The following is a 19666-nucleotide window of genomic DNA, read 5'->3' as shown; positions in this document are numbered from 1 at the left end:
AGTGCCTAGCCCCCGTATTCATAGGAAAGTTTCCTATTAGTTTCCAGAGCGTAAGTGTCCGGTGCACCGACGGTCAATGCCTTGTTCGCGGATATAAGGCCGATTTAAGGTTTTTGGCGGTGCACAGAAGGGCCGATGCCGCCGGGGATGACGGTCCGTGAACAGGCCGGGGCGGGCACCGGCCCGCAGGACGTGCGCCCGGTACGGAGAAGGGGCGGGCGGGGGACGCGGACGGGCCGGTCGCACCGGGGTGCGACCGGCCCGGGGCCGTTCCCGCGAAATCCTTGCGGACGGGGAGAACCTCGGGTCAGGCGGGTCCGGCCGGCGGTCCGGTGACCGGCGCGGGCGCGGGGGCCGGTTCGGCCGCCGCCTCCAGCCGCTCCACGGCCATCTCCTGCTCCGTCCGCTCCAGGACCGTCCCCTGCTCCACGACCCCGGCGGTCTCGGCCGCGTCCTCCACGACGGCGGGCTCGGGCATCCCGGGGTGGCGCAGCCACAGGGCGCCCAGCGGCGGGACGCTCAGCGAGGCGGAGTACGGCAGGCCGTGACGCGGCTCCTCGACGGCCTCGACGCTGCCGAGGTTGCCCACGCCGCTGCCCGCGTAGTCGTAGGCGTCGGTGTTGAGCACCTCCTCCCACCGGCCGGGGAAGGGCAGCCCGAGGCGGTAGTCCCGGTGCGTCGCGCCGGAGAAGTTGGCCACGCAGGCCACCGCGGAGCCGTCCTCGGCGTACCGCAGGAAGGAGAACGTGTTGCCCAGCGCGTCGTCGGCGTCGATCCAGCGGAAACCCTCCGGGGAGGTGTCCAGGCTCCACAGCGCCGGGGACTCCCGGTAGACCCGGTTCAGGTCGCGGACCAGCCGCTGCACCCCCCGGTGCCCGTCGAAGTCCAGCACCCACCAGTCCAGGCCGCGCTCCTCAGACCACTCCGAGCCCTGGCCGAACTCGCACCCCATGAACAGCAGCTGCTTGCCCGGGTGCGCCCACATGAAGGCGTAGAGCGCGCGCAGGTTCGCGAACCGCTGCCACTCGTCACCGGACATCTTGCCGAGCAGCGACCCCTTGCCGTGCACCACCTCGTCGTGCGACAGCGGCAGCACGAAGTTCTCCGAGTACGCGTACATCAGCGAGAACGTCATCTGGTGGTGGTGGTACTGCCGGAAGACCGGCTCGTGCTTGAGGTAGGCCAGGGTGTCGTGCATCCAGCCCATGTTCCACTTGAACCCGAAGCCGAGCCCGCCCAGGTGGACCGGGCGGGAGACCCCCGGCCACGCGGTCGACTCCTCGGCGATGGTCACGATGCCCGGCGCCTCGCGGTAGGCGACCGCGTTCATCTCCTTGAGGAACGCCACGGCGTCGAGGTTCTCCCGGCCGCCGTACTCGTTGGGCGTCCACTCGCCCTCGCGCCGCGAGTAGTCCAGGTAGAGCATCGAGGCGACCGCGTCCACCCGCAGCCCGTCGACGTGGAACTCGCGCAGCCAGTACACCGCGTTGGCGACCAGGAAGTTGCGCACCTCCCGGCGGCCGAAGTCGAAGATGTAGGTGCCCCACTCCGGGTGCTCGCCGCGCGCCGGGTCGGCGTGCTCGTACAGCGGAGTGCCGTCGAACCGGGCCAGCGCCCAGTCGTCCATCGGGAAGTGCGCGGGCACCCAGTCGACCAGCACGCCGATGCCCGCGGCGTGCAGGCTGTCGACCAGGTGGCGGAAGTCGTCGGGGGAGCCGAACCGGGACGTCGGCGCGTAGTAGGACGTCACCTGGTAGCCCCAGGAGCCGCCGAACGGGTGCTCGGCCACCGGCATGAGCTCCACGTGGGTGAAGCCCATCTCCGTCACGTACTCGACGAGCTGGACGGCCAGCTCCCGGTACGACAGGCCCGGACGCCACGAGCCGAGGTGCACCTCGTAGACGCTCATCGGCTCGTGCGTCGCGCCGCCCGCGGCCCGGCGCCGCATCCACTCCTCGTCGTGCCAGTCGTACTCCGACCTCTCGATGATCGAGGCGGTCGCGGGCGGCAGCTCGGTGCGCCGGGCCATGGGGTCGGCCTTGGCGCGCCAGACCCCGTCGGCGCCCAGGATGCTGAACTTGTACCGGTCGCCGGGGCCCAGCCCGGGGACGAACAGCTCCCACACGCCCGACCTGCCGAGCGAGCGCATCGGGTACGCCACGCCGTCCCAGTGGTTGAAGTCGCCGATGACCCGGACGCCGCGGGCGTTGGGCGCCCACACCGCGAAGGCGGTGCCCTCGACGTCCTCGTGCCGGATGACCCGGGCGCCGAGGACCTCCCAGAGCCGCTCGTGCCGTCCCTCGCCGATGAGGTGCAGGTCCACCTCGCCCAGCGTGGGCCAGTGCCGGTAGGGGTCGAGGGCCTCGTACGGCTCGGCACCGGGGTAGGAGACCCGGAACCGGTAGTCGGGGATCTTGTCCAGGCCGGGGATCGTCACCGCGAACACGCCGTGGGCGACGTGCTCCATGTCGTGGGCCTCGCCGTCCACGAGCACCTGGACCTGCTGCGCCATCGGCCGCAGCGTCCGGACCGTCACGCCCTCGGGACCCGGATGGGACCCGAGGATCGAGTGCGGATCATGGTGCGCTCCGCCCGCGAGCCGGTCCAGGTCCAGGTGCGCGTTCATGCTTACTCCCGTAGATCGTTGGCCCCTACCTTGCCCTACTCGGGTGCTCCACCCATGCCCCTGTCCGCTATCACCATGCGCGTCGGGAAAACGTGCGGAGGGGAGTGAGGTGAAAGTCACGATGACGGGTCGTGCGGGGCCTGTCCCAGCACTTTCCGCCGACCGTATCCGATCATGGATCGACTCCGGGGAGGACGCTCCGGACGGGCGGGGCGGTCTGGGGACGGGTTTCGGCGGCGGCGCCGGGTGGAGCCCGGTCCCGGGCCTCGGGACCGGGGCAGCGGGGACTCAGTACGGGTTCTTGGCGGTGACGTCGCGCGGGGTGATGCGGAACCCCTGCCAGTGGCTCGGCATCGGGTCGGCGTCCTCGTCGCGCGGGACGTGGTGGAAGCCGACGTTGACCCACAGGACGGGGTCGGCGACCCGCTCCCCGTTGACGTAGCGGTCGACGGACCGGGCGCACCGCGGGGACGGGTTGACCGTCGCCAGCCGCTCGCAGGCGTGGTAGTCGGTGACGTAGAGGTCGGCCCGGGTGAAGGCCTCGTCCGCCGGGCCGCGGTACTGCGCGCTGTCGGAGTTGTTGATCTCCCAGGAGACGGGGTGCCGGTCGGCGTTGCGCACCTTGCGGTCCACCACCCGCCACCAGCGCATCGGCTTGCTCACCGTCGCGGTCTCGGTGGTGAACGCCGTCCGGGAGAGCCGCCGGTTCGCGGTGCCGGAACCGGTGAAGTCGTACTGCTCCACCACGTCGTCGGCCCGTCCCGCCACGTCGAAGTCCAGCCGCCAGAAGACGTTGTGCGTGTGACTGGCCTCGAACTTCGTCTCGCCCACCCCGATCGGCCAGCCGTACTCCGGCGTGGTGGTGAACCCGGCGAGGGACCCGGTGGCCCCCACCCGGGGGGTGATCGCGCCGTCGTCGGCGAAGGCCCACTCGGCGAGGTAGGTGTACCAGCCGACCTGGAAGGCGGCGAACACCACCAGCTCACGGCCCTGGGCCGTCACGTTCAGCCGGTCGGGGACCGCCTTGAGGTGCGCGTGGCCGCGGGCCCGGGTCGTCACGCAGACGAACTGCTCGCGGCGCTCGCCGAGCGGGCAGTCGGCGGCCCGCAGCGGGACGGCGGTGTGCCCCAGCGACCCGATGTCGTGGTAGCGCGGGCGGCCCCGGTCGTACGGGACGTGGATCTGGGCCAGCGAGGTGCTGCGCAGCACGGTGAGCGCCCGCTGGCCCCGGGGGGTGTAGACGATCCTGCTCAGGGTCATCCCCTCGACGTTGCGCATCTCCCAGCACAGCTGCCAGCGCGCCCCGTTGGGCAGGGTCTTGTCGATCCGGTACGGCGCGTTGCACGGCGCCGCGGGAGGCGGGGTGGGCACCGCCCCCGCGGGGGCGGCCATCGGAGGCGGGCCGGACGCGACGGCCGATCCCGGCGGCCCGGCGGTCGTGGCCGCCGCGGTGGCCGATCCCGGTGGTCCGGTGGCCGCGGTGGCCGCGGTGGCCGCGGTGGCCGCGGTGGTCGCGGCGGTCGCCTCCGACGGCGCGGCCGGTGCGGTGAGGACCCCGGCGAGCAGGGCGCAGGACAGCAGGAAGCGCAGGGACACCGGTCACCACTCCAGGGTGTGGATCTTCTTGGCGGACAGGTCGACGACGATCCGGCTGGTGTCCAGCCAGGTGCCGTCGGGCAGCCGGACGAACAGCCGCAGGCACCGGTGGGTCTCGCACTCGCGCGCGGACCCGCTCTCGCCGGACGGGGTGAAGATCAGCCCGCGCAGCCCCAGGGCCGTCGCGGACCGCAGCGGACCGCCCCCGGCCTTGGCGTACGCCTCGCGCAGCCCCCTGGCGTACTCCCGGTCTCCCAGCAGGAGCCCGGCCGCGGTGTTCTCCTCCTCCTTGGACGGCGGCGGCTGCACCCCCCGCGCCACGGTCTCCCGCACGACCGTGCCCCGGCCGAGGTCCACGGTCCGCACGATGAGCCGGTCGCCGCCGTAGTCGTACAGGTAGGCGTCGGCGCGGCGGTGGCCCGCGGAGTCCTTGTCGTCGTCGCGCTCCACGTAGAGCAGCTTGGTCCGGCCCGCGGCCAGGTGCGACCGGGAGCCCGCCGACGCGATCGCGCCGGCCCGCGCCACCTCCTGCCCGGTCAGCGGGTCCTCCAGCGCCGGCAGGCGCGCGGAGGAACCGGCGGCCCGCGACCCCTGTTCGCCCGAGGCGAGCAGTATCGCCCCGGCGGCGGCGACCACCCCCGCCCCGGCGGCCATGACGATCAGCCTTCGTCCCATCAGCGCCCCTTTACTCACCGTTGACATTCCCTTGCGAAGGGTAGCGATCGAGGAAAGTCGGGACGGCTTGAAAGGGGTATTGCGCCATTGGTCGCTGTCGTCGGCGTTTGCGCACTCGATCCGCTTCCGTGGTACCCCGGACGCTTGCGCGGCATACCGCGAGACCTTCACGACATGTCAGGAAGCTTCCGGCGGGTCGGGCGGTTCTACGGCATGCCGGGGAGCAGGTCCCACTCCTCCCAGGAGACGTCCCGGCCCGGCCAGCGGACCGCGGTGTACGGCCAGGAGCCGGCGAGCCAGGCGCGGACCGCGACCTCCAGTTCCTCCTCCAGGCCGGTGCCCTCCTCGTCGGCCCGCACCCAGAACGACACGTCGGCGTCGGCCCCGCGCTTCTCCGGCGGCTCGACGTAGACGCACCCGAGCAGGCGCGACCCGTCGGGGCTCGTCACCGCGTAGTTGAACGACCTGCGCAGCAGGGCCTCCTTCTGGTGCCAGGCCAGGTCGATCAGGTTCTCCTCCAGCGTCATGCCGTCGAGCGGCCAGCCGCCTCCCAGGGGGAAGCGCTCCCGCAGCCGGGCGGCGCTGCTCATCACGGCGTCGAAGTCGCGTACGGCGTCGTGCACCGTGATGGGCCGGATGTGGAACCGCCGGTGCCGGACGCCCGGGGGGATCTCGTGGGTTCTCGGTAGGAACGACATGCGGGCAGCCTGTCGCGCCGGCCTTGGCGCCGGCTGAACCCGCGCTTGGCGAAGGTCGGCGGCAGGACCGAAAACAGAGACCGAACATGATTCGGTCGTCTTTTTCCTCAATCTTCGGATGCCCGCTAATCGCATTCGTCCCCGCGATTACGTTGTCGCGCCGTGATGGAAGGGCGCCGGACGGTGAAACTCCGCGCATCAACCGCAGGTCGGAGGGGTGAGTTGACGCCCATCCGGATGCCGCGCTTTCCGGAGACGGGAAGAGGGTGTATTTCTCGTGACCGGCGGCCTGCGCCACGTGGAAATTTGTGCGTCCCCTCCCGCTCCGGAACCACCATCTCCACAGGGGCGAGCGATGGCAGAAGAATCTCCGTATGACCGGCTTGCCCCGATTGGAGCGCTGTATTAGCATCTGCGATGCAAAGCGCGGGGAAGTGAAGAGATAGAGGGTACAGGGAAGCAGAACACGGGGTCGTCTCAGTCCGATACAACGCAGTCCGATCTCGACGCAGGCTGGACGTACCCTTTTCACAGGTGACCTCCGACCTGCGGTCGACCATGCTCCAGAAACTGTTCTTCTCTCGTGGAAGGCGCTCTTGACATGACGTTCGTAGGACCACTCCAGGAGCCTGTTTCCGTCGGGGAATCGGTGTCGGAACTGACCGCCGCATCGAGTTACCGGCCGACCGGGAATCCCTATGTGAACGACACCCCCTATCACCGTCCAATGGACGCGGAACGGCTCTCCAGGATCAAGTGGGATCAGCCGTTGTCGGAAGAGGGTCTGCTTTCCGATGAAAGCCTGGTCGTCAACCGGCTGCTGATGAACATTTACGAGAGCGACGCGCTCTTCCTGCCGTCCTCGGGACTCGCCGGAAAAGAGAAACAGTTCGAGGAATTCTACGGGCGGAAGGCGCGGCTCCATTCCGACATCGTGCGGCCGGTCGCCGAGTCCTATGTGTTCGACTCCCTCGGGTCGGACGTCCGAATAAACGGACGCTGGGACTGCGACGCCCTGGAGGCGCACGTCCTGGCCGCCATCGACGAGGCGGTGAACGACGACCGCCCGGCGCTGCGCGCGATCGAGCAGGCGGCGGACCCGCGGCGGGCGGCCGAGATGATGATCGCGCAAATGGCGCTCGACGGCCTCACCGAGGCGACCGCGATGTCTCAGAATCTGGGCGGCGCGTACGGGCCGGAGCAGAGCGAGGTCTTCAAGATATTCATCGACGAATTCGGGTACGGCGTCTTCGACGCGAAGCACAGCACCCTGTTCGTCGAGCTGTGCCGCAGCGTGGGAATGAGCGCCGAACCGCACCACTACTGGTTCTCCTACCTGCCCAGCTGGATGGCCGGGAACAACTACTTCTACAAGGTCACCAAGAACCGGTCGGAGTTCTTCCGCTACATCGGCGGCATGGCCTTCCTGGAGGCGACGTTCGCGCCGTCCTTCGCCGCCATGACGAAGACGTTCCGCGCGGTCTACGGCGACGGGATCGACACCCGCTACTTCGACGAGCACGCCCACATCGACCAGCACCACGGCCGGATGGCGGTGAACGACCTCCTGCTGCCGCTCGCCCGCAAGCACGGCGACCACGCCATCCGCGAGCTGCTGCGCGGCATCGAGGACGTCCGCGCCCTGGGCAGGCTCAACGACGCGGACCTGGTCGGGCAGCTCACCTGGCGGCCGGAGGCCGTCACCGCGGACACGGGCTCCCGCGAGGACCGGGACGACCCGCGCGAGATCGACTCCGGCACGCCGTTCGAGACGATGGTCAGCGACCACGACATGACCGTCTCGGTGCTGGCCGGTACCGCCGAGCTGCACTGGAGCGCCACCGGGGGGCCGCTGGAGGTCACCGCGGGCCAGGCGGTGCGCGTCCCCAGGGGGCGGCTGTACGGCCTGCGGTCCGAGGGGGGCGCCACGCTCGCCTTCACCCGGTCGGCCACGCGGGCCGGCTCGTGAGCGCTCGCGTCCGGGTGGAACTGGAGTGGCCCAGGCACAACGCCGTGCGCGCCGGTGACGAGACGTACTTCTTCCTGGAGCGTTCCGGTTCCGTCCACCTGATCCACAGCCGCTGCCCGCACCGCGGCGGCCCGCTCCACCTCGGTGAGATCGAGGACGAACGGCTGCGGTGCCCCTGGCACGGCAGCACCTTTCGCGTCGACCGCCTCTGCGACCGCGCCGTCCCCACGATCCAGCGCGGTTCCAGCGTCGTCGCCTACCTGCCGGCCGGTCTCGGCGAGGCGGTCCCGGTACACCAGATGGTCTTCGCGAGCTAGGGGCGATTCATGACACCCATCATCAAGAACGTCGAGGGCTCACCGAAGGGCCCGGAGCCCGCGGCCGAGTCGCTCTTCTGGTCCGAGGTCGCCGGTGCCGAGGCCCTGCTGAAGCACGGCATGGACGCGATGAACCGGCGCGACTACACCACCGCCGCCAACCTGTTCGCGGGGGCGGGAGGGGCACAGCCCGGGTACGGCCCGGCGAACCTCCTGTTCAACCGCGCGGTGCGCCAGCTCGTGCCGCGCTGGCACTTCGCGATGCTCAACGACCAGGCCCGCAACGAGGCCTACCGCAAGGCCATCTCCGCCGTGGTGCGCCCCGGTGACCTGGTGCTGGACATCGGGACCGGGGCCGGGCTGCTGTCGCTGCTGGCCGTCGAGGCCGGTGCCGGGATGGTGGTCACCTGCGAGATGGAGCCGGTCATCGCCGCGATCGCCCGGCGGACCATGGTCGTGAACGGCGTGGACTCCCGGGTGAAGGTCGTGGAGGCGAAGTCGACCGACCTGCGGGTGGGCGTCGACCTCCCCCGCAGGGCGGACGTGCTGCTCACCGAGATCTTCGACTGCGCGCTGCTCGGCGAGGGCGCGCTGCCGAGCCTGGAGCACGCCCGCCGGGAGCTGCTGCGCCCGGACGCCGTCGTCGCGCCGCAGGGCGCCCGGCTGTGGGGCCGGCTCGTCGAGAGCGAGGAGCTGTTCGCCCGCAACCACGTGGGCAACGTCTACGACTTCGACATGACGCTCTTCCAGCAGTTCAGGTCGATGGAGTACTTCTCGACGTACCTGACCGGTTACCGGCACCGGCTGCTCGGCGACCCGTTCCCGCTGTTCGACTTCGACTTCCGTACCGGGGAGTGCGAGCGGGAGCGTGTCGTGCCGGCGCCGGTGACGGCCGACGGCACCTGCCACGCGATCGTCATGTGGTTCGAGCTCGACCTGGCCGAGGGCATCACCCTGTCCAACGGTCCCGAGGACCACGGGACGCACTGGCGGCAGGCGGTGCAGACCTTCGAGCGGCCCCTGCCCTGCCGCGCCGGCGAGCCGCTGCGGCTGCTCGCGTCCCACGACGACGACCGGGTGCTGGTGCGGCCCGGACCCCTCGGTGCCGCCCCGGGCGGCGAGTCCGTTTCCGGACACAGGTAGCCGACAACCCCCGAGGATGGGCGGGCGTCCACCGTCGTCCCCGTACTTCCGCCCATATTGAGGAGAAGATGAGTACCACGGCTGATTCATCCAAGGAACTGCACAAGACCCTGACGATCAGCCGGGGCGTCGGCCTGGCGGTCAGCATGATCGTCGGCAGTGGGCTGCTGGTGCTCCCGGGACTCGCCTACGCCTCCGTCGGATCCGCGGCGGTCTTCGCCTGGGTCGCGGCGGCGATCATGGTGATCCCCCTGCTGCTGGTCTTCTCGAAGCTCGGCTCGCGCTACCCCAGCGCGGGCGGGGTGATCGGCTTCATGCAGGCCGCCTTCGGAAGGCGCGTCGCCTCGCCCGTCGCCTACGTGCTGCTCGGCGCCACGGCCTGCGGCGGGGCGGCGATGGCGATCACCGGGGGCAACTACACGGCCGTGCTGCTCGGCATGCCCGACGCCGTCTTCCCGGCGACGCTGGCCTACCTGGCGGTGGTGGCCGTGCTGAACGCCCTGGGGTCGCGGCTGGCGGGCGGGGTCCAGACGGTCGTCACCGCGCTGCTGGTGCTGCTCATCGCGGTCGTCGCGGCCGTGCCGTTCGTCACCCCCGGTTTCGAGATGCAGGGCTCGGTGTCGCTGCCGGTGAACTGGCTCGACCTGCTCCCCGCGGTCGGGCTGGTCTTCTTCGCCTTCACCGGCTGGGAACTGGTCGCCTCGACCACGGAGGAGTACCACGACCCCCGGCGCGACCTGCCGCTGGTGCTGGCCGCCTCCTTCGTCGTCATCGTGGTCCTGTACGTCGGCATCGCCACCGCCGTGCAGGTGTCGCTGGACCCGAACGACCCGATGGTCCGGCAGGCGCCGGTGGCGGCGGTCCTGAAGCAGGTCTTCGGTGCCGCGGCCGGGACCGCGGCCGCGGTGCTCGGCGCCCTGATCGTCTTCGCGACGCTGATGGGCGGCACCTGGGCCACCTCGCGGATCATCTTCGCCACCGCCCGGGAGCGCCTGCTGCCCGCGCGGCTGACCGTGTGCAACAGGGTCAACGGCGCCCCCGTCGCGGCCATCGTGGTCGCCGTGCTGATGTTCGGCACGGTCGTGGTGCTGCACGGCGTCGAGGTGCTCACGCTGGACCAGGTCTTCCGGCTGTCGGCGGTGAACTTCATCATCGGCTACGCCATGTCGGCCCTGGCCTACGGCACCCTGTTCCGGGGGCCCAGGAACTGGCTGCTGGTGGTGCTGGCGTGCGCCCCGGTGGTGGTGCTGCTGATCGGCTTCGGCTGGATGCTGCTCTACCCCCTCGGGCTGCTGATCGCGGGCTCGGTGGTGCACGTGCTGACCGCCGAGAAGGACCCGGTGCCGGTGGCGGCGCCCCCGGCCGACTGAGCCGGTTCCGGTGTACCGCACGGCCTGCCGGGTAGCACCGGACCGGGTCCACCGGTCCGGTGCCACCCCGGACCGCGCGTCCGCCCCCGTCTGGGCACACGCTCCCGGCGGGGCACCGTGCGGTGACCGCGGTGACCGCGGACCGGGCGGGCGGAGTGGGCACACGGACGGAAGAGGGATGACAGCCATGGCACTGGTCGATCGGGACGACGTCCGCGAACTGCTGGGGTCGCCGGACCCCGACGCGACGCTGGTCTACGTCGAAGGCGCCTGCCGGGTCGTCCCGGCGGACCGGGTCGAGGGACTGAGCGTCGTCAGCCGCCGCGAACTGCAGGAGCAGCTCGGCGAGGACGCGGCGGGCGGCGGGCTGAGCGACGAGCGGCTCGACGAGCTGGCGCACCGGCTGGACACCGTGGTCCGTGAGCTCGGTGGCTGACCGGCCGCCGGCCGGGCGGGACCCGTGGTGGCGTACCGCCGCCATCTACCAGATCTACCTGCGCAGCTTCGCCGACGGCGACGGCGACGGCGTGGGGGACCTGGCGGGGCTGCGCGACCGCCTGCCCTACCTGGCGGAGCTCGGCGTGGACGCCCTGTGGATCACCCCGTGGTACCCGTCGCCGATGGTCGACGGCGGCTACGACGTGGCCGACCACCGCGACATCGACCCGGTCTTCGGCACGCTCGCCGAGGCCGGGAGCCTGATCGAGGAGGCCCACGCGCTGGGCGTCCGGATCGTCATCGACATCGTGCCCAACCACTGCTCCGACCGGCACCCCTGGTTCCAGGAGGCGCTCGCGGCCGGGCCGGGGTCGCCCGCGCGCGAGCGCTTCTGGTTCCACGCCGGTGACGAGCCGCCGAACGACTGGCCCGCGGCGTTCGGCGGGCGCGCGTGGACCCGGGTGCCGGACGGCGAGTGGTACCTGCACCTGTACGCGCCCGAGCAGCCCGACCTCAACTGGAACCACCCGGACGTGCACGCGGACTTCGAGCGCACCCTGCGCTTCTGGCTCGACCGCGGGGTGGACGGCTTCCGCATCGACGTCGCCCCCGCCCTGGTCAAGGCGGAAGGGCTGCCGGACCTGGCCGGCTACCCGGGGCACGTGCCCTGGAAGGACCAGGAGGCGGTGCACGAGATCTACCGCACCTGGCGGGCCGTGGCCGACTCCTACCCCGGCGAGCGGATCTTCGTGGGGGAGATCTGGCTGCCCGACCAGGCGCGCATCGCGCGCTACCTGCGCCCGGACGAGCTGCACACGGCCTTCAACTTCGCCATGCTCACCTGCGCCTGGGACGCGGGAGACCTGCGCGAGGTGATCGACACGACGCTGGCCGAGCACGCCAAGGTGGGCGCCCCGCCGACCTGGGTGCTGTCCAACCACGACGTCCCCCGGCTCGTCACCCGCTACGGGCGGGCGGACACCACCTTCGGCCCGCACTACTTCTCCGACGTGCACGGCTCGCCCGCCGACCTCGAACTCGGCACCCGGCGCGCCAGGGCCGCCGCGCTGCTGAGCACCGCCCTGCCCGGCGGCGTGTACGTCTACCAGGGCGAGGAGCTCGGCCTGCCCGGCGTCGAGGACCTGCCCGCGGAGGTGCTGCGGGACCCGACCTGGGTCCGCTCCGGTCACACGGTCAAGGGCCGCGACGGCTCCCGGGTGCCGCTGCCGTGGTCGGGCCCGGAGCCGCCGTTCGGGTTCGGCACGGGTGAGCCCTGGCTGCCGCAACCGGCCGGATGGGCCGCGCACACCGTCGAGGCGCAGACCGGCGACCCGGACTCGACGCTCGCCCTCTACCGCGCCGCCCTGCGCGCCCGGCGCGCCGTCACCGGCGACCTGACCTGGCTGGACACCGGTGACGTGGGCGAGGTCGCGCCGGACGTGCTGGCCTTCTCCAGGGACGCGGGCTTCACCTGCATGATCAACCTCTCCGGCGACGCGGTGCCGCTGCCGCCGTACGGGAGCGTCGTGCTGGCGAGCGGCCCGCTGGAGGGCGGGCGGCTGCCGCCCGACACCGGGGTGTGGCTCATCCGCTGAGCACGCTCCCGGCGGAGCGCCCGGCGGTGCTCTCGCGGATCACCAGCCGGTGCGCGGTCACGATCCTGCGCGCCGGCGGACGGGTGGGCGCCACGGCCGGGTCCGCTGGCTCCGCGGGCTCCGCGGTGCCGGCGGGATCCGGCGTGGCCGGCTCCCCGGTGCCGGGATCCGCGGGCTCCGGTACGGCGGGGGAGGCGGCCGTCCGGTCGAGGCGGTTCGTGCCGGGGACCGGCGGCTTCAGCAGCCGGTCGGCCAGGCAGGCGACGGCCCTTTTTGCGATCTCCGCCTTGTCCGGGGCCACGGTGGTCAGCGACGGGGTGGCGTACCGCCCGTCCTCGATGTCGTCGAACCCGCACACCGCCAGGTCCCCCGGCACGGTCAGGCCGCGTTCCAGCGCCACCCGCATCGCCCCCAGGGCGAGCTGGTCGCTGAAGCAGACGATCGCGTCCGGGGCGTGCCCCTCGTCCAGCAGCCACCGCATGGCCCGTGCCCCGTCGGCCCGGTGCAGGGCGTCCACCGCCACCTCCAGCGCGGGGTCGTGAGGCGCGCCGGCGTCGCGCAACGCCTGGCGGTACCCCGTCACCCGCTGCCGCGCCGTGCCGTTGGCCAGGTGCGGCTGCACGCCGATCGCCGCGATCCGGCGGCGGCCCAGATCGATCAGGTGCCGGGTCGCCTCGGCGGAGGCGGCCACCGAGTCCACGCTCACGTGGTCGATCAGCCCCGCGGCGTCCTGCTCGCCGAGCAGGACCAGCGGCACGGCGTCGGCACGCCGCCGCAGGTCGGCCGGGGACAGGCCCCAGGGGCTCATGATCAGGCCGTCGATCATCTGCCCCGGCATGCCCTCGAGCAGCCGGCGCTCGCGGTCGGGGTCGCCGTCGGTCTGGTCGACCAGCAGCGTCCAGGAGTGCTCCTGCGCCTCCTGCACCAGCAGGGACGCCAGCTCCCCGAAGTAGGGCGAGTCGATCTCCGGTATGACCAGCCCGATGAGCCCGGACCGGCCGCCGCGCAGCCGCCGCGCAGCCGCGTTCGGGCGGTAGCTCAGCTCCTCCAGGGCCTTCTGCACGCGCCGCCGCGTCTCGGGGGCGACCAGCGGGAAGTCGTTGACGACGTTGGACACCGTCCGCACGGAGACCCCGGCCCGTGCCGCCACGTCCTTGAGACCGGCCACCGGCCCTCCTCACATCCGCCTCGTCCGCCCGGGACCGGCCCGGCGGCGGGCCGCGCGTCGCGGCACCCGGGCACCGATCATCGATCCTATTCTGCCACCGACACTTGCAACGTTGCATGCCACGATGCAATATAGAAGGATCCGGCAGATGAGGAGAGTGCCATGACCGACACGACACATCGCGCGACGGCCCCGGAGGCCGCCGGAGAAGCCCCCGCGGGTCCCGTACGGGCGGGCTGGAAGAACGCGCACATGGACGAGGCGGGCACGGCCCAGGCCGTCGAGGACCTGTACCGCGACGGGATCACGGCCCGTCAGGGCGCCTTCGAGGCCGCATGGGTGGACCAGGTGGCCGAGGACATCGACATCGCCTTCAAGGACGCGCTCACCCGCGAGGGCGGCGCGGTGGGCCGCGGCCCGAACCGCTTCTACGTCGAGATCCACCCCGAGCAGATGCGCGGTTTCGTCGACCTGGTCACGCACCCGTGGGTCGTCGCGGTCTGCACGGCCGTGCTCGGTCCCCGGTACGAGATCGTCGAGCTGGGCTTCGACGTGCCGCTGGCCGGGGCGGTCGACCAGCCCTGGCACCGCGACTTCCCGATGCCCGAGGAGACCCGGGCGAACCGCAGGCTCACCTCGCTGGCGTTCAACCTCACGGCCGTGGACACCGAGCCCGACATGGGCCCCTTCGAGATCGCCCCGGGCACCCAGTGGGACGACGAGCCGTCGTTCGACCACGGCATGTTCCCGCCCCGGGACACCTGGTCGCGCTACGTCGAGCGCGCGGTGCGCAAGTACCCGAGGCGCGGCGACATCTCGGCCCGCTCGGCCCTGACGATCCACCGGGGCACGGTCAACCGCTCGCAGAAGTCCCGGCCGGTGCTCGTCCTGGGCGTCGACGCCCCCGGCGCGGGCAACGCCGCGCACCACGACATGGCGGTCACCCACGGATACCGGGAGAGCCTGCCGGCCCAGGTGCGCGACCACCTGCCCTGCCCCGCGGTGGACGAGCTGCGGCCGATCGTGCAGAAGCACACGATCGAGGGCCTGGTGATGGGGGAGGCGTGAGCCTTCCCGGTGCCCGCCTTCCGGTGCCCGCCTTCGGGGTGCCCGCCTTCCCGGTCGCGGCCCTGGTCGCGGCCCCGGTCCCGGTTCCGGCGAGGGGCGTCCGCGGGCGGGGCGTTTCGTCACTCCGGGGGTGCGAACTCCTCCCCGCACGTCCCGCAGACGATGGAGCCGCGTTCCCACACCGCGGGGGTGACCTGCAGGCGGCGGGCCGGGATGCAGCAGCACGTGACGGCGAACCGGGTGCCGTCGCGGCCGCGCGGCTCCCGCCCCGGGGCCTCCTGCGGCGCGTCGCCGGGCACCGGGAGCGGGGCGGTCACGGCCGTGCCCTGGTCGCTCTCGGACGGGCGCAGCCGGGCCCGCTGCGGGCTGTCGAGGTAGGGCAGGCGCTCGGCGTCCAGGGCGTCGATCTGTGCCCGGTAGGACTCGGCGGTGGCGTCGGTGATCGTGCAGTCGGAGTAGCCGGTGATCGGGGCCGGCCGGTCAGGCCCGGCCAGGCCCAGCTCGGCGGCCAGGCGCACGAACCGCTTGTTGTGGTAGCGGTACCCGTTGCTGGTCTCCTTGATGCCGCGCACGTGGGCCAGGGCGTGGGCGGCCTCGTGCAGCAGGGCCTGCATCACGTGGCGCCCGCCGAGGCCGATCAGCTCCCCGGAGGCGAACAGTTCCGGGGAGCTGCCGGACTGCGCGGTCCAGGTGTCGGGCCCGAAGTGGCCCCAGTTCATCCACCGGCCCTCGCGCCCCTGACCGGTGATCATCACCACCCGGGGGACGTCGGGGTGGCGGGCGCGGACCGTGGCCCACGCGCCCTCCAGCACGGTGATGATGTGGCTGCCGTGCTCACGCTCCGGCTCGTGCGGGACGTCCGGCCCTCCCGCGGGCCCGTGCCCGGTCCCGGGACCTCCCGCGGGCCCGTGCCCACCCGCGGGCTCGCCCCAGCACCCGGTCTCCGGCGCGTGCACGGGCTCACGCGCGGTCTCGTGCTCACGCACGGGTTCGGCGGGGACGGGCGTCTCCATTCGTCTTTCTTAACATGTACATGCTAAGAACGGCGTTCCTGCCCCGTCCAGGAGGCGGCCTGCTCGGCACGCATGTGCTCGGCGTAGACGTCGTACACCTTGAAGGGGTCGAGGATGAGCGTGACGGGCATCCGGCCGCACAGGCATCCCACGGGGAAGACGTCCTCCCCGGCCTCGGCGGAGGCGATGATGTCCTGCTCCCCGATCACCGGGCCGTGCGCGCGGTGGTCGATGAGCGGATCCTCCCGCCAGTGGGCGGCCGCGCGGCCCGTCCTCATCCGCCGCCCCGGACGTCACGGCACGGACCCGTTCCGGCCGAAGGCCGCGTTCCCGGGGAAGGCTCCGGGAGGGACCGGCGGGGCGAAGGCCCGGCACCGGCATGAGGATGATCCATGTGACGCCCCTCGTGTCCCGGAACGAGGTGTCCACTGTAGTGAACACTTGATCGGTGTTATCGTTCCCTCTGCTTTCGCCTTCTGTCAACCTTGAGCGACCGCGAGGATCGGGGTGGGGTCGTGACGTCGCCGCCGTTGGCCGAGCGGCTCAACCGGCTGTTCGCGGCGACCCCGAACCCGGAGACCGGCCGGCCCTACAAGCTGCGCGAAGCCGCCCGGATGATCACCGCGGGGAAGGCCGCGGACGGCACGGACTTCCCGCCGACGCCGATCGTCGTGGGCTACCTGTCGCAGCTGACCTCCGGCCAGCGCAGCGGGCTCTCGCTTGACAAGGCGCTGGGCATCGCGTGGTTCTTCGGCATCGACGTCCAGGAGCTGGCGACGGCCCGCCACCCCGGCCGGACGGCCGCGCCGGACACCCGCCTGACGAGCGAGCCCACCCATCCTTACCCGGCCTCCTCGGTCTTCCTGGCGCACCGGCCCGCCGAGCAGGTCGGGCCGAACCGGCTCGGTGCCCGGCTGCGGAGCATGCGCGACGAGCACGGCCTGACGGCGGCCGAGGCCGCGGACGCGATCGGTGTCGACGAGAGCGTGGTCACCGGCATCGAGGACGGTACCGCCGAGCTCCAGCCCACCGACCTGGAGGAACTGCTGCTGCTGTACGGGGTGAACGACCCCTACCAGCGGGAGCTGCTGGCGGCGGTGGCGCGCGGCGAGCACGACGACGCCTGGTGGTACGACGACGTGAGCAGGCTGCCGCTGTGGCTGCTGGTCAACCTCGCGGTGGAGGACGGCGCGGAACTGCTGCGCTCGTACAACAACGACACCGTGCCTGCGCTGCTGCAGACCGAGCGCTACGCACGCGCCTCCCGCCTGGCGGTCCACCACCCCGATCCCGCGCCGGAACAGATCGACCTGGCCTGGCGGATCCTGCGCAGGCGCCAGGAGCGGGTGCGCGACGGGACGCTGAGGATCTGGGCGGTGGTGCAGGAGCACGCCCTGCTGGACCCGATCGGCGGCCCGGACGTGCTGCTGGAGCAGCTCGCCCACCTGGCCGAGGCGGCCGAGCGGCCGCACGTCGCCCTGCAGGTGAACCTGACCCGGGACGGCCGCTACCGGCCGCGGGGCGGGGCGTTCAGCCTGTTCGGCGTCGGCCAGGGGGCCGGCCAGGGGACGGACTCCGTGTACGTGCCGCAGCTCGTCACCGACAACATGATCACCGATCCGCTGCAGGTCGCCGAGTACCGGATGGCCCACACCCGGCTGAGCCTGTCGGCCGAGCCCGCGGCCCGCACGCCCAAGGTCCTGGCGGAGTTCCGGCGGAGGATCCTGGACGGCACCCGGTAGGCACGGCGCCCGGCGGAAATCATTTTTGAACGGCCATTGTTTTTTCCGTGATGAAAATCCCCGTCTTCATTGGTGTACCGGATGATTTCCGCTCTACGATCAATGGCCTGTCGTGCCACCTTTCTCCCCTCAGCGCCGACGGAAGGAAACCGCATGGAGGATCGGGAACGCGCCCCCGGTATCGACCCGTCCAAGGCCAATCCGGCCCGGATGTACGACTACTACATCGGCGGCAACACCCACTACCCGGCCGACATCGCCGCGGCCGAGGCCGCCATGCGGGCCAGCCCGTACGTGCAGAAGGCGTGCAGGGAGAACCGGCATTTCCTGCGCCGGGTCGTGCGTTTCATGCGCGGTGAGGGGATCCGCCAGTTCCTCGACATCGGCGCGGGCCTGCCCACGGCGGGCAACGTCCACGAGCTCGCCCCCGACGCGCGCGTCGTGTACGTCGACAACGACCCGGTCGTGCTGATCCACGCGCAGACGCTGATGTCCGACGGCGGGAACGTGCGGGTGGTCGAGGGCGACGCCCGTACCCCCGGGGGCATCCTCTCCGACCCCACCGTCAGGGAGTTCCTGGACTGGGACGAGCCGATCGGCCTGCTGATGATCGGCCTGCTGCACTTCGTGGCCGACGCCGACGACCCGTACGGGGCGGTGCGGGAGTTCCGCGACGCCCTGCCCGCCGGGAGCCACGTGGGCATCTCCCACGGCACGGCCGTGGGCTTCGAGGAGTACGTGGAGTCGCTGGAGAAGGCGTACTCGCGGGCCTCGGCGTCCCCGTCCCTGCGGCCCCTGGAGCGGATCGTCCCCTTCCTCGACGGCCTGGAGGTGGTCGAACCCGGCGTCGTCCCCATCACCACCTGGCACCCGGACGGCATCGCCGAGGGGCTGGGACCGGACCAGGTGGGGATCTACGGCGGCGTCGGCCGGGTCCGGTCCCCGGCCGCCTAGCCGGCCCTGACGACGGTGCGCAGGGACCGGCGGGCCTTACGACGTGCGCGGGGGCCAGGGGCCCTGACGACGGTGCGCAGGGACTAGCGGGCCTTGACGACGGTGCGCAGGGAACCGAAGCCGCGCATGTTCGCCGAGTGGACGCGCTCGGCCTCGCCGACCTCGTAGTCCTCCCGGACGGCGGCCACGAGCTCCTCCAGGACCACGCGGGCCTCCAGGCGGGCCAGCGAGGCGCCGAGGCAGAAGTGGGCGCCCGTCCCGAAGGACAGCAGGCGCGAGGTGTCCCGGCCCAGCAGGAACCGCTCGGGGTCGGGGAACACCCGCGGGTCGTGGTTGGCCGCGGCGCCGAGCAGCAGCATCCGTGACCCCTCGGGGACGACCTGCCCGTACAGCTCGACGTCGCGGGTGACGCGGCGGGCGACCATCTGCCCGGAGCTGTCGTAGCGCAGGGTCTCCTCGATCCAGGGGCCGACGCCGCCCGGGGCGAACGCCACGGCCCGCTGATCGGGGTTGCGCGCGGCCTGGTACCAGGCGTTGCCCAGCAGCTTGGCCGTGCTCTCGTTCCCGGCCACGCCCAGCAGCATCAGGACCGCGCGGACGTCGGTGACCGACAGGCGCCGGCCGTCGATCTCGGCGGCGAGCAGCGCCGAGACCATGTCGCCGCCGGGGCGGGCGCGGCGCTCGGCGATCAGTTCCTCGTAGTAGCGCATCAGGACGCCCGTGGCCTCCCGGCCCGCGGCCGGCATGGTGAACGACTCGTCACGGGCGATCATCAGGTTCGACAGGCGCAGCACCTCCTCCCGGTCGGCCTCGGGGACGCCGACGAGCTCGGAGATCACGTCCACCGGGACCCGCTGGGCCAGGTCGCCGACGAAGTCGAACTCCCCGGCCTCCAGGACGACCGCGAGGCGGGCGCGGGTGAGCTCGCGGATCCGCGGCTCCAGGTCCATGACGCGCCTGGGGGAGAAGCCCCGGGAGACCAGGGCACGGAAGTTCGTGTGCTCGGGCGGGTCCATGCTGATGAACGAGGACCGTTCCCTGGCCTGGGGGGACCACAGCTCCAGGGAGACGCCGTAGGCGCTGGAGTACAGCCCGGTGTCCCGGAACGCCGCCCAGACGTCCGCGTGCCGCGACAGTGCCCAGAACGGCAGCTCGGGGATGGTGCTGAGGTACAGCGGCGCCTCCTCGCGCAGACGCCCGTAGACGGGGTAGGGATCCTCGTGGAGCGCGTGGTCGAAGGGGTTGTAGCCGATCGGCGTGTGGGACACGGGACCTCTCAGGTCGTGGGGCTCCC

The 19666-nt window shown here is 72.0% G+C and carries 17 protein-coding genes; 9 read left to right on the top strand and 8 right to left on the bottom strand.

What is annotated here, in order from left to right; all coding sequences use genetic code 11:
- Positions 1 to 307 precede the first annotated feature (307 nt).
- The 4 genes from glgB to ACIBCT_RS07580 all read right to left on the bottom strand — a co-directional run bounded on the left by glgB (position 308) and on the right by ACIBCT_RS07580 (position 5595).
- A complete protein-coding gene (gene glgB / locus ACIBCT_RS07595) occupies positions 308 to 2626 on the bottom strand; it encodes a 1,4-alpha-glucan branching protein GlgB (protein ID WP_399186561.1) in 2319 nt (772 codons plus the stop codon).
- A 288-nt stretch (positions 2627 to 2914) separates the two neighbouring features.
- Positions 2915 to 4222, bottom strand: a complete 1308-nt coding sequence (locus ACIBCT_RS07590) for a copper amine oxidase (protein WP_399186560.1) — start codon at positions 4220 to 4222, stop codon at positions 2915 to 2917.
- A 3-nt stretch (positions 4223 to 4225) separates the two neighbouring features.
- Positions 4226 to 4897, bottom strand: a complete 672-nt coding sequence (locus tag ACIBCT_RS07585; RefSeq protein ID WP_399186559.1) for a hypothetical protein — start codon at positions 4895 to 4897, stop codon at positions 4226 to 4228.
- 206 nt (positions 4898 to 5103) lie between these two features.
- On the bottom strand, positions 5104 to 5595 hold the full coding sequence (locus ACIBCT_RS07580) for a GNAT family N-acetyltransferase (RefSeq protein ID WP_399186558.1): 492 nt from the start codon (positions 5593 to 5595) through the stop codon (positions 5104 to 5106).
- A gap of 727 nt (positions 5596 to 6322) precedes the next feature.
- Here ACIBCT_RS07580 and ACIBCT_RS07575 point away from each other — a divergent pair.
- From ACIBCT_RS07575 to ACIBCT_RS07550, 6 genes are all read left to right on the top strand, one after another.
- On the top strand, positions 6323 to 7564 hold the full coding sequence (locus ACIBCT_RS07575) for an iron-containing redox enzyme family protein (RefSeq protein ID WP_399186557.1): 1242 nt from the start codon (positions 6323 to 6325) through the stop codon (positions 7562 to 7564).
- On the top strand, positions 7561 to 7881 hold the full coding sequence (locus ACIBCT_RS07570; RefSeq protein WP_344893906.1) for a Rieske (2Fe-2S) protein: 321 nt from the start codon (positions 7561 to 7563) through the stop codon (positions 7879 to 7881). Before ACIBCT_RS07575 ends, ACIBCT_RS07570 begins: the two co-directional genes overlap by 4 nt.
- A gap of 9 nt (positions 7882 to 7890) precedes the next feature.
- Positions 7891 to 9024 (top strand): 50S ribosomal protein L11 methyltransferase, encoded by a 1134-nt coding sequence (locus ACIBCT_RS07565; RefSeq protein WP_399186556.1) that lies wholly within the window; start codon positions 7891 to 7893, stop codon positions 9022 to 9024.
- A 68-nt stretch (positions 9025 to 9092) separates the two neighbouring features.
- Complete coding sequence (locus tag ACIBCT_RS07560) at positions 9093 to 10394, top strand: APC family permease (RefSeq protein WP_399186555.1); 1302 nt, start codon at positions 9093 to 9095, stop codon at positions 10392 to 10394.
- 187 nt (positions 10395 to 10581) lie between these two features.
- Positions 10582 to 10830 carry a hypothetical protein gene (locus tag ACIBCT_RS07555; RefSeq protein ID WP_399186554.1) on the top strand — a complete coding sequence of 83 codons (249 nt, stop codon included), beginning with the start codon at positions 10582 to 10584 and terminating at the stop codon, positions 10828 to 10830.
- Positions 10814 to 12427, top strand: a complete 1614-nt coding sequence (locus ACIBCT_RS07550) for a glycoside hydrolase family 13 protein (RefSeq protein ID WP_399186553.1) — start codon at positions 10814 to 10816, stop codon at positions 12425 to 12427. Before ACIBCT_RS07555 ends, ACIBCT_RS07550 begins: the two co-directional genes overlap by 17 nt.
- Here the strand turns inward: ACIBCT_RS07550 and ACIBCT_RS07545 are convergent.
- Positions 12417 to 13595, bottom strand: a complete 1179-nt coding sequence (locus ACIBCT_RS07545; RefSeq protein ID WP_399186552.1) for a substrate-binding domain-containing protein — start codon at positions 13593 to 13595, stop codon at positions 12417 to 12419. The two genes, ACIBCT_RS07550 and ACIBCT_RS07545, sit on opposite strands and share 11 nt — an antisense overlap.
- A gap of 162 nt (positions 13596 to 13757) precedes the next feature.
- Here ACIBCT_RS07545 and ACIBCT_RS07540 point away from each other — a divergent pair, with 162 nt between their 5' ends.
- The gene (locus ACIBCT_RS07540; RefSeq protein ID WP_399186551.1) at positions 13758 to 14663 is read left to right on the top strand and encodes a phytanoyl-CoA dioxygenase family protein; all 906 of its coding nucleotides are present in this window, start codon (positions 13758 to 13760) and stop codon (positions 14661 to 14663) included.
- Positions 14664 to 14782: 119 nt separating this feature from the next.
- On the opposite strand, the gene ACIBCT_RS07535 is transcribed toward ACIBCT_RS07540, so the two are convergent.
- Positions 14783 to 15676: a hypothetical protein gene (locus ACIBCT_RS07535; protein WP_399186550.1), complete on the bottom strand. Its 894-nt coding sequence runs from the start codon at positions 15674 to 15676 to the stop codon at positions 14783 to 14785.
- Positions 15677 to 15699: 23 nt separating this feature from the next.
- Positions 15700 to 15954: a hypothetical protein gene (locus ACIBCT_RS07530; protein WP_399186549.1), complete on the bottom strand. Its 255-nt coding sequence runs from the start codon at positions 15952 to 15954 to the stop codon at positions 15700 to 15702.
- Positions 15955 to 16191: 237 nt separating this feature from the next.
- Here ACIBCT_RS07530 and ACIBCT_RS07525 point away from each other — a divergent pair, with 237 nt between their 5' ends.
- Positions 16192 to 17418, top strand: a complete 1227-nt coding sequence (locus ACIBCT_RS07525; protein WP_399186548.1) for a helix-turn-helix domain-containing protein — start codon at positions 16192 to 16194, stop codon at positions 17416 to 17418.
- A gap of 153 nt (positions 17419 to 17571) precedes the next feature.
- The gene (locus ACIBCT_RS07520; protein ID WP_399186547.1) at positions 17572 to 18372 is read left to right on the top strand and encodes an SAM-dependent methyltransferase; all 801 of its coding nucleotides are present in this window, start codon (positions 17572 to 17574) and stop codon (positions 18370 to 18372) included.
- Between the two features lie 83 nt (positions 18373 to 18455).
- Here ACIBCT_RS07520 and ACIBCT_RS07515 read toward each other — a convergent pair whose 3' ends face one another.
- On the bottom strand, positions 18456 to 19640 hold the full coding sequence (locus ACIBCT_RS07515) for a cytochrome P450 (protein WP_399186546.1): 1185 nt from the start codon (positions 19638 to 19640) through the stop codon (positions 18456 to 18458).
- Between the last annotated feature and the right edge of the window lie 26 nt (positions 19641 to 19666).

The organism is Streptosporangium sp. NPDC050855 (assembly GCF_044456585.1).
GTDB classification, from domain to species: domain Bacteria; phylum Actinomycetota; class Actinomycetes; order Streptosporangiales; family Streptosporangiaceae; genus Streptosporangium; species Streptosporangium longisporum.
This window is presented reverse-complemented; position numbering and strand designations above follow the sequence as displayed.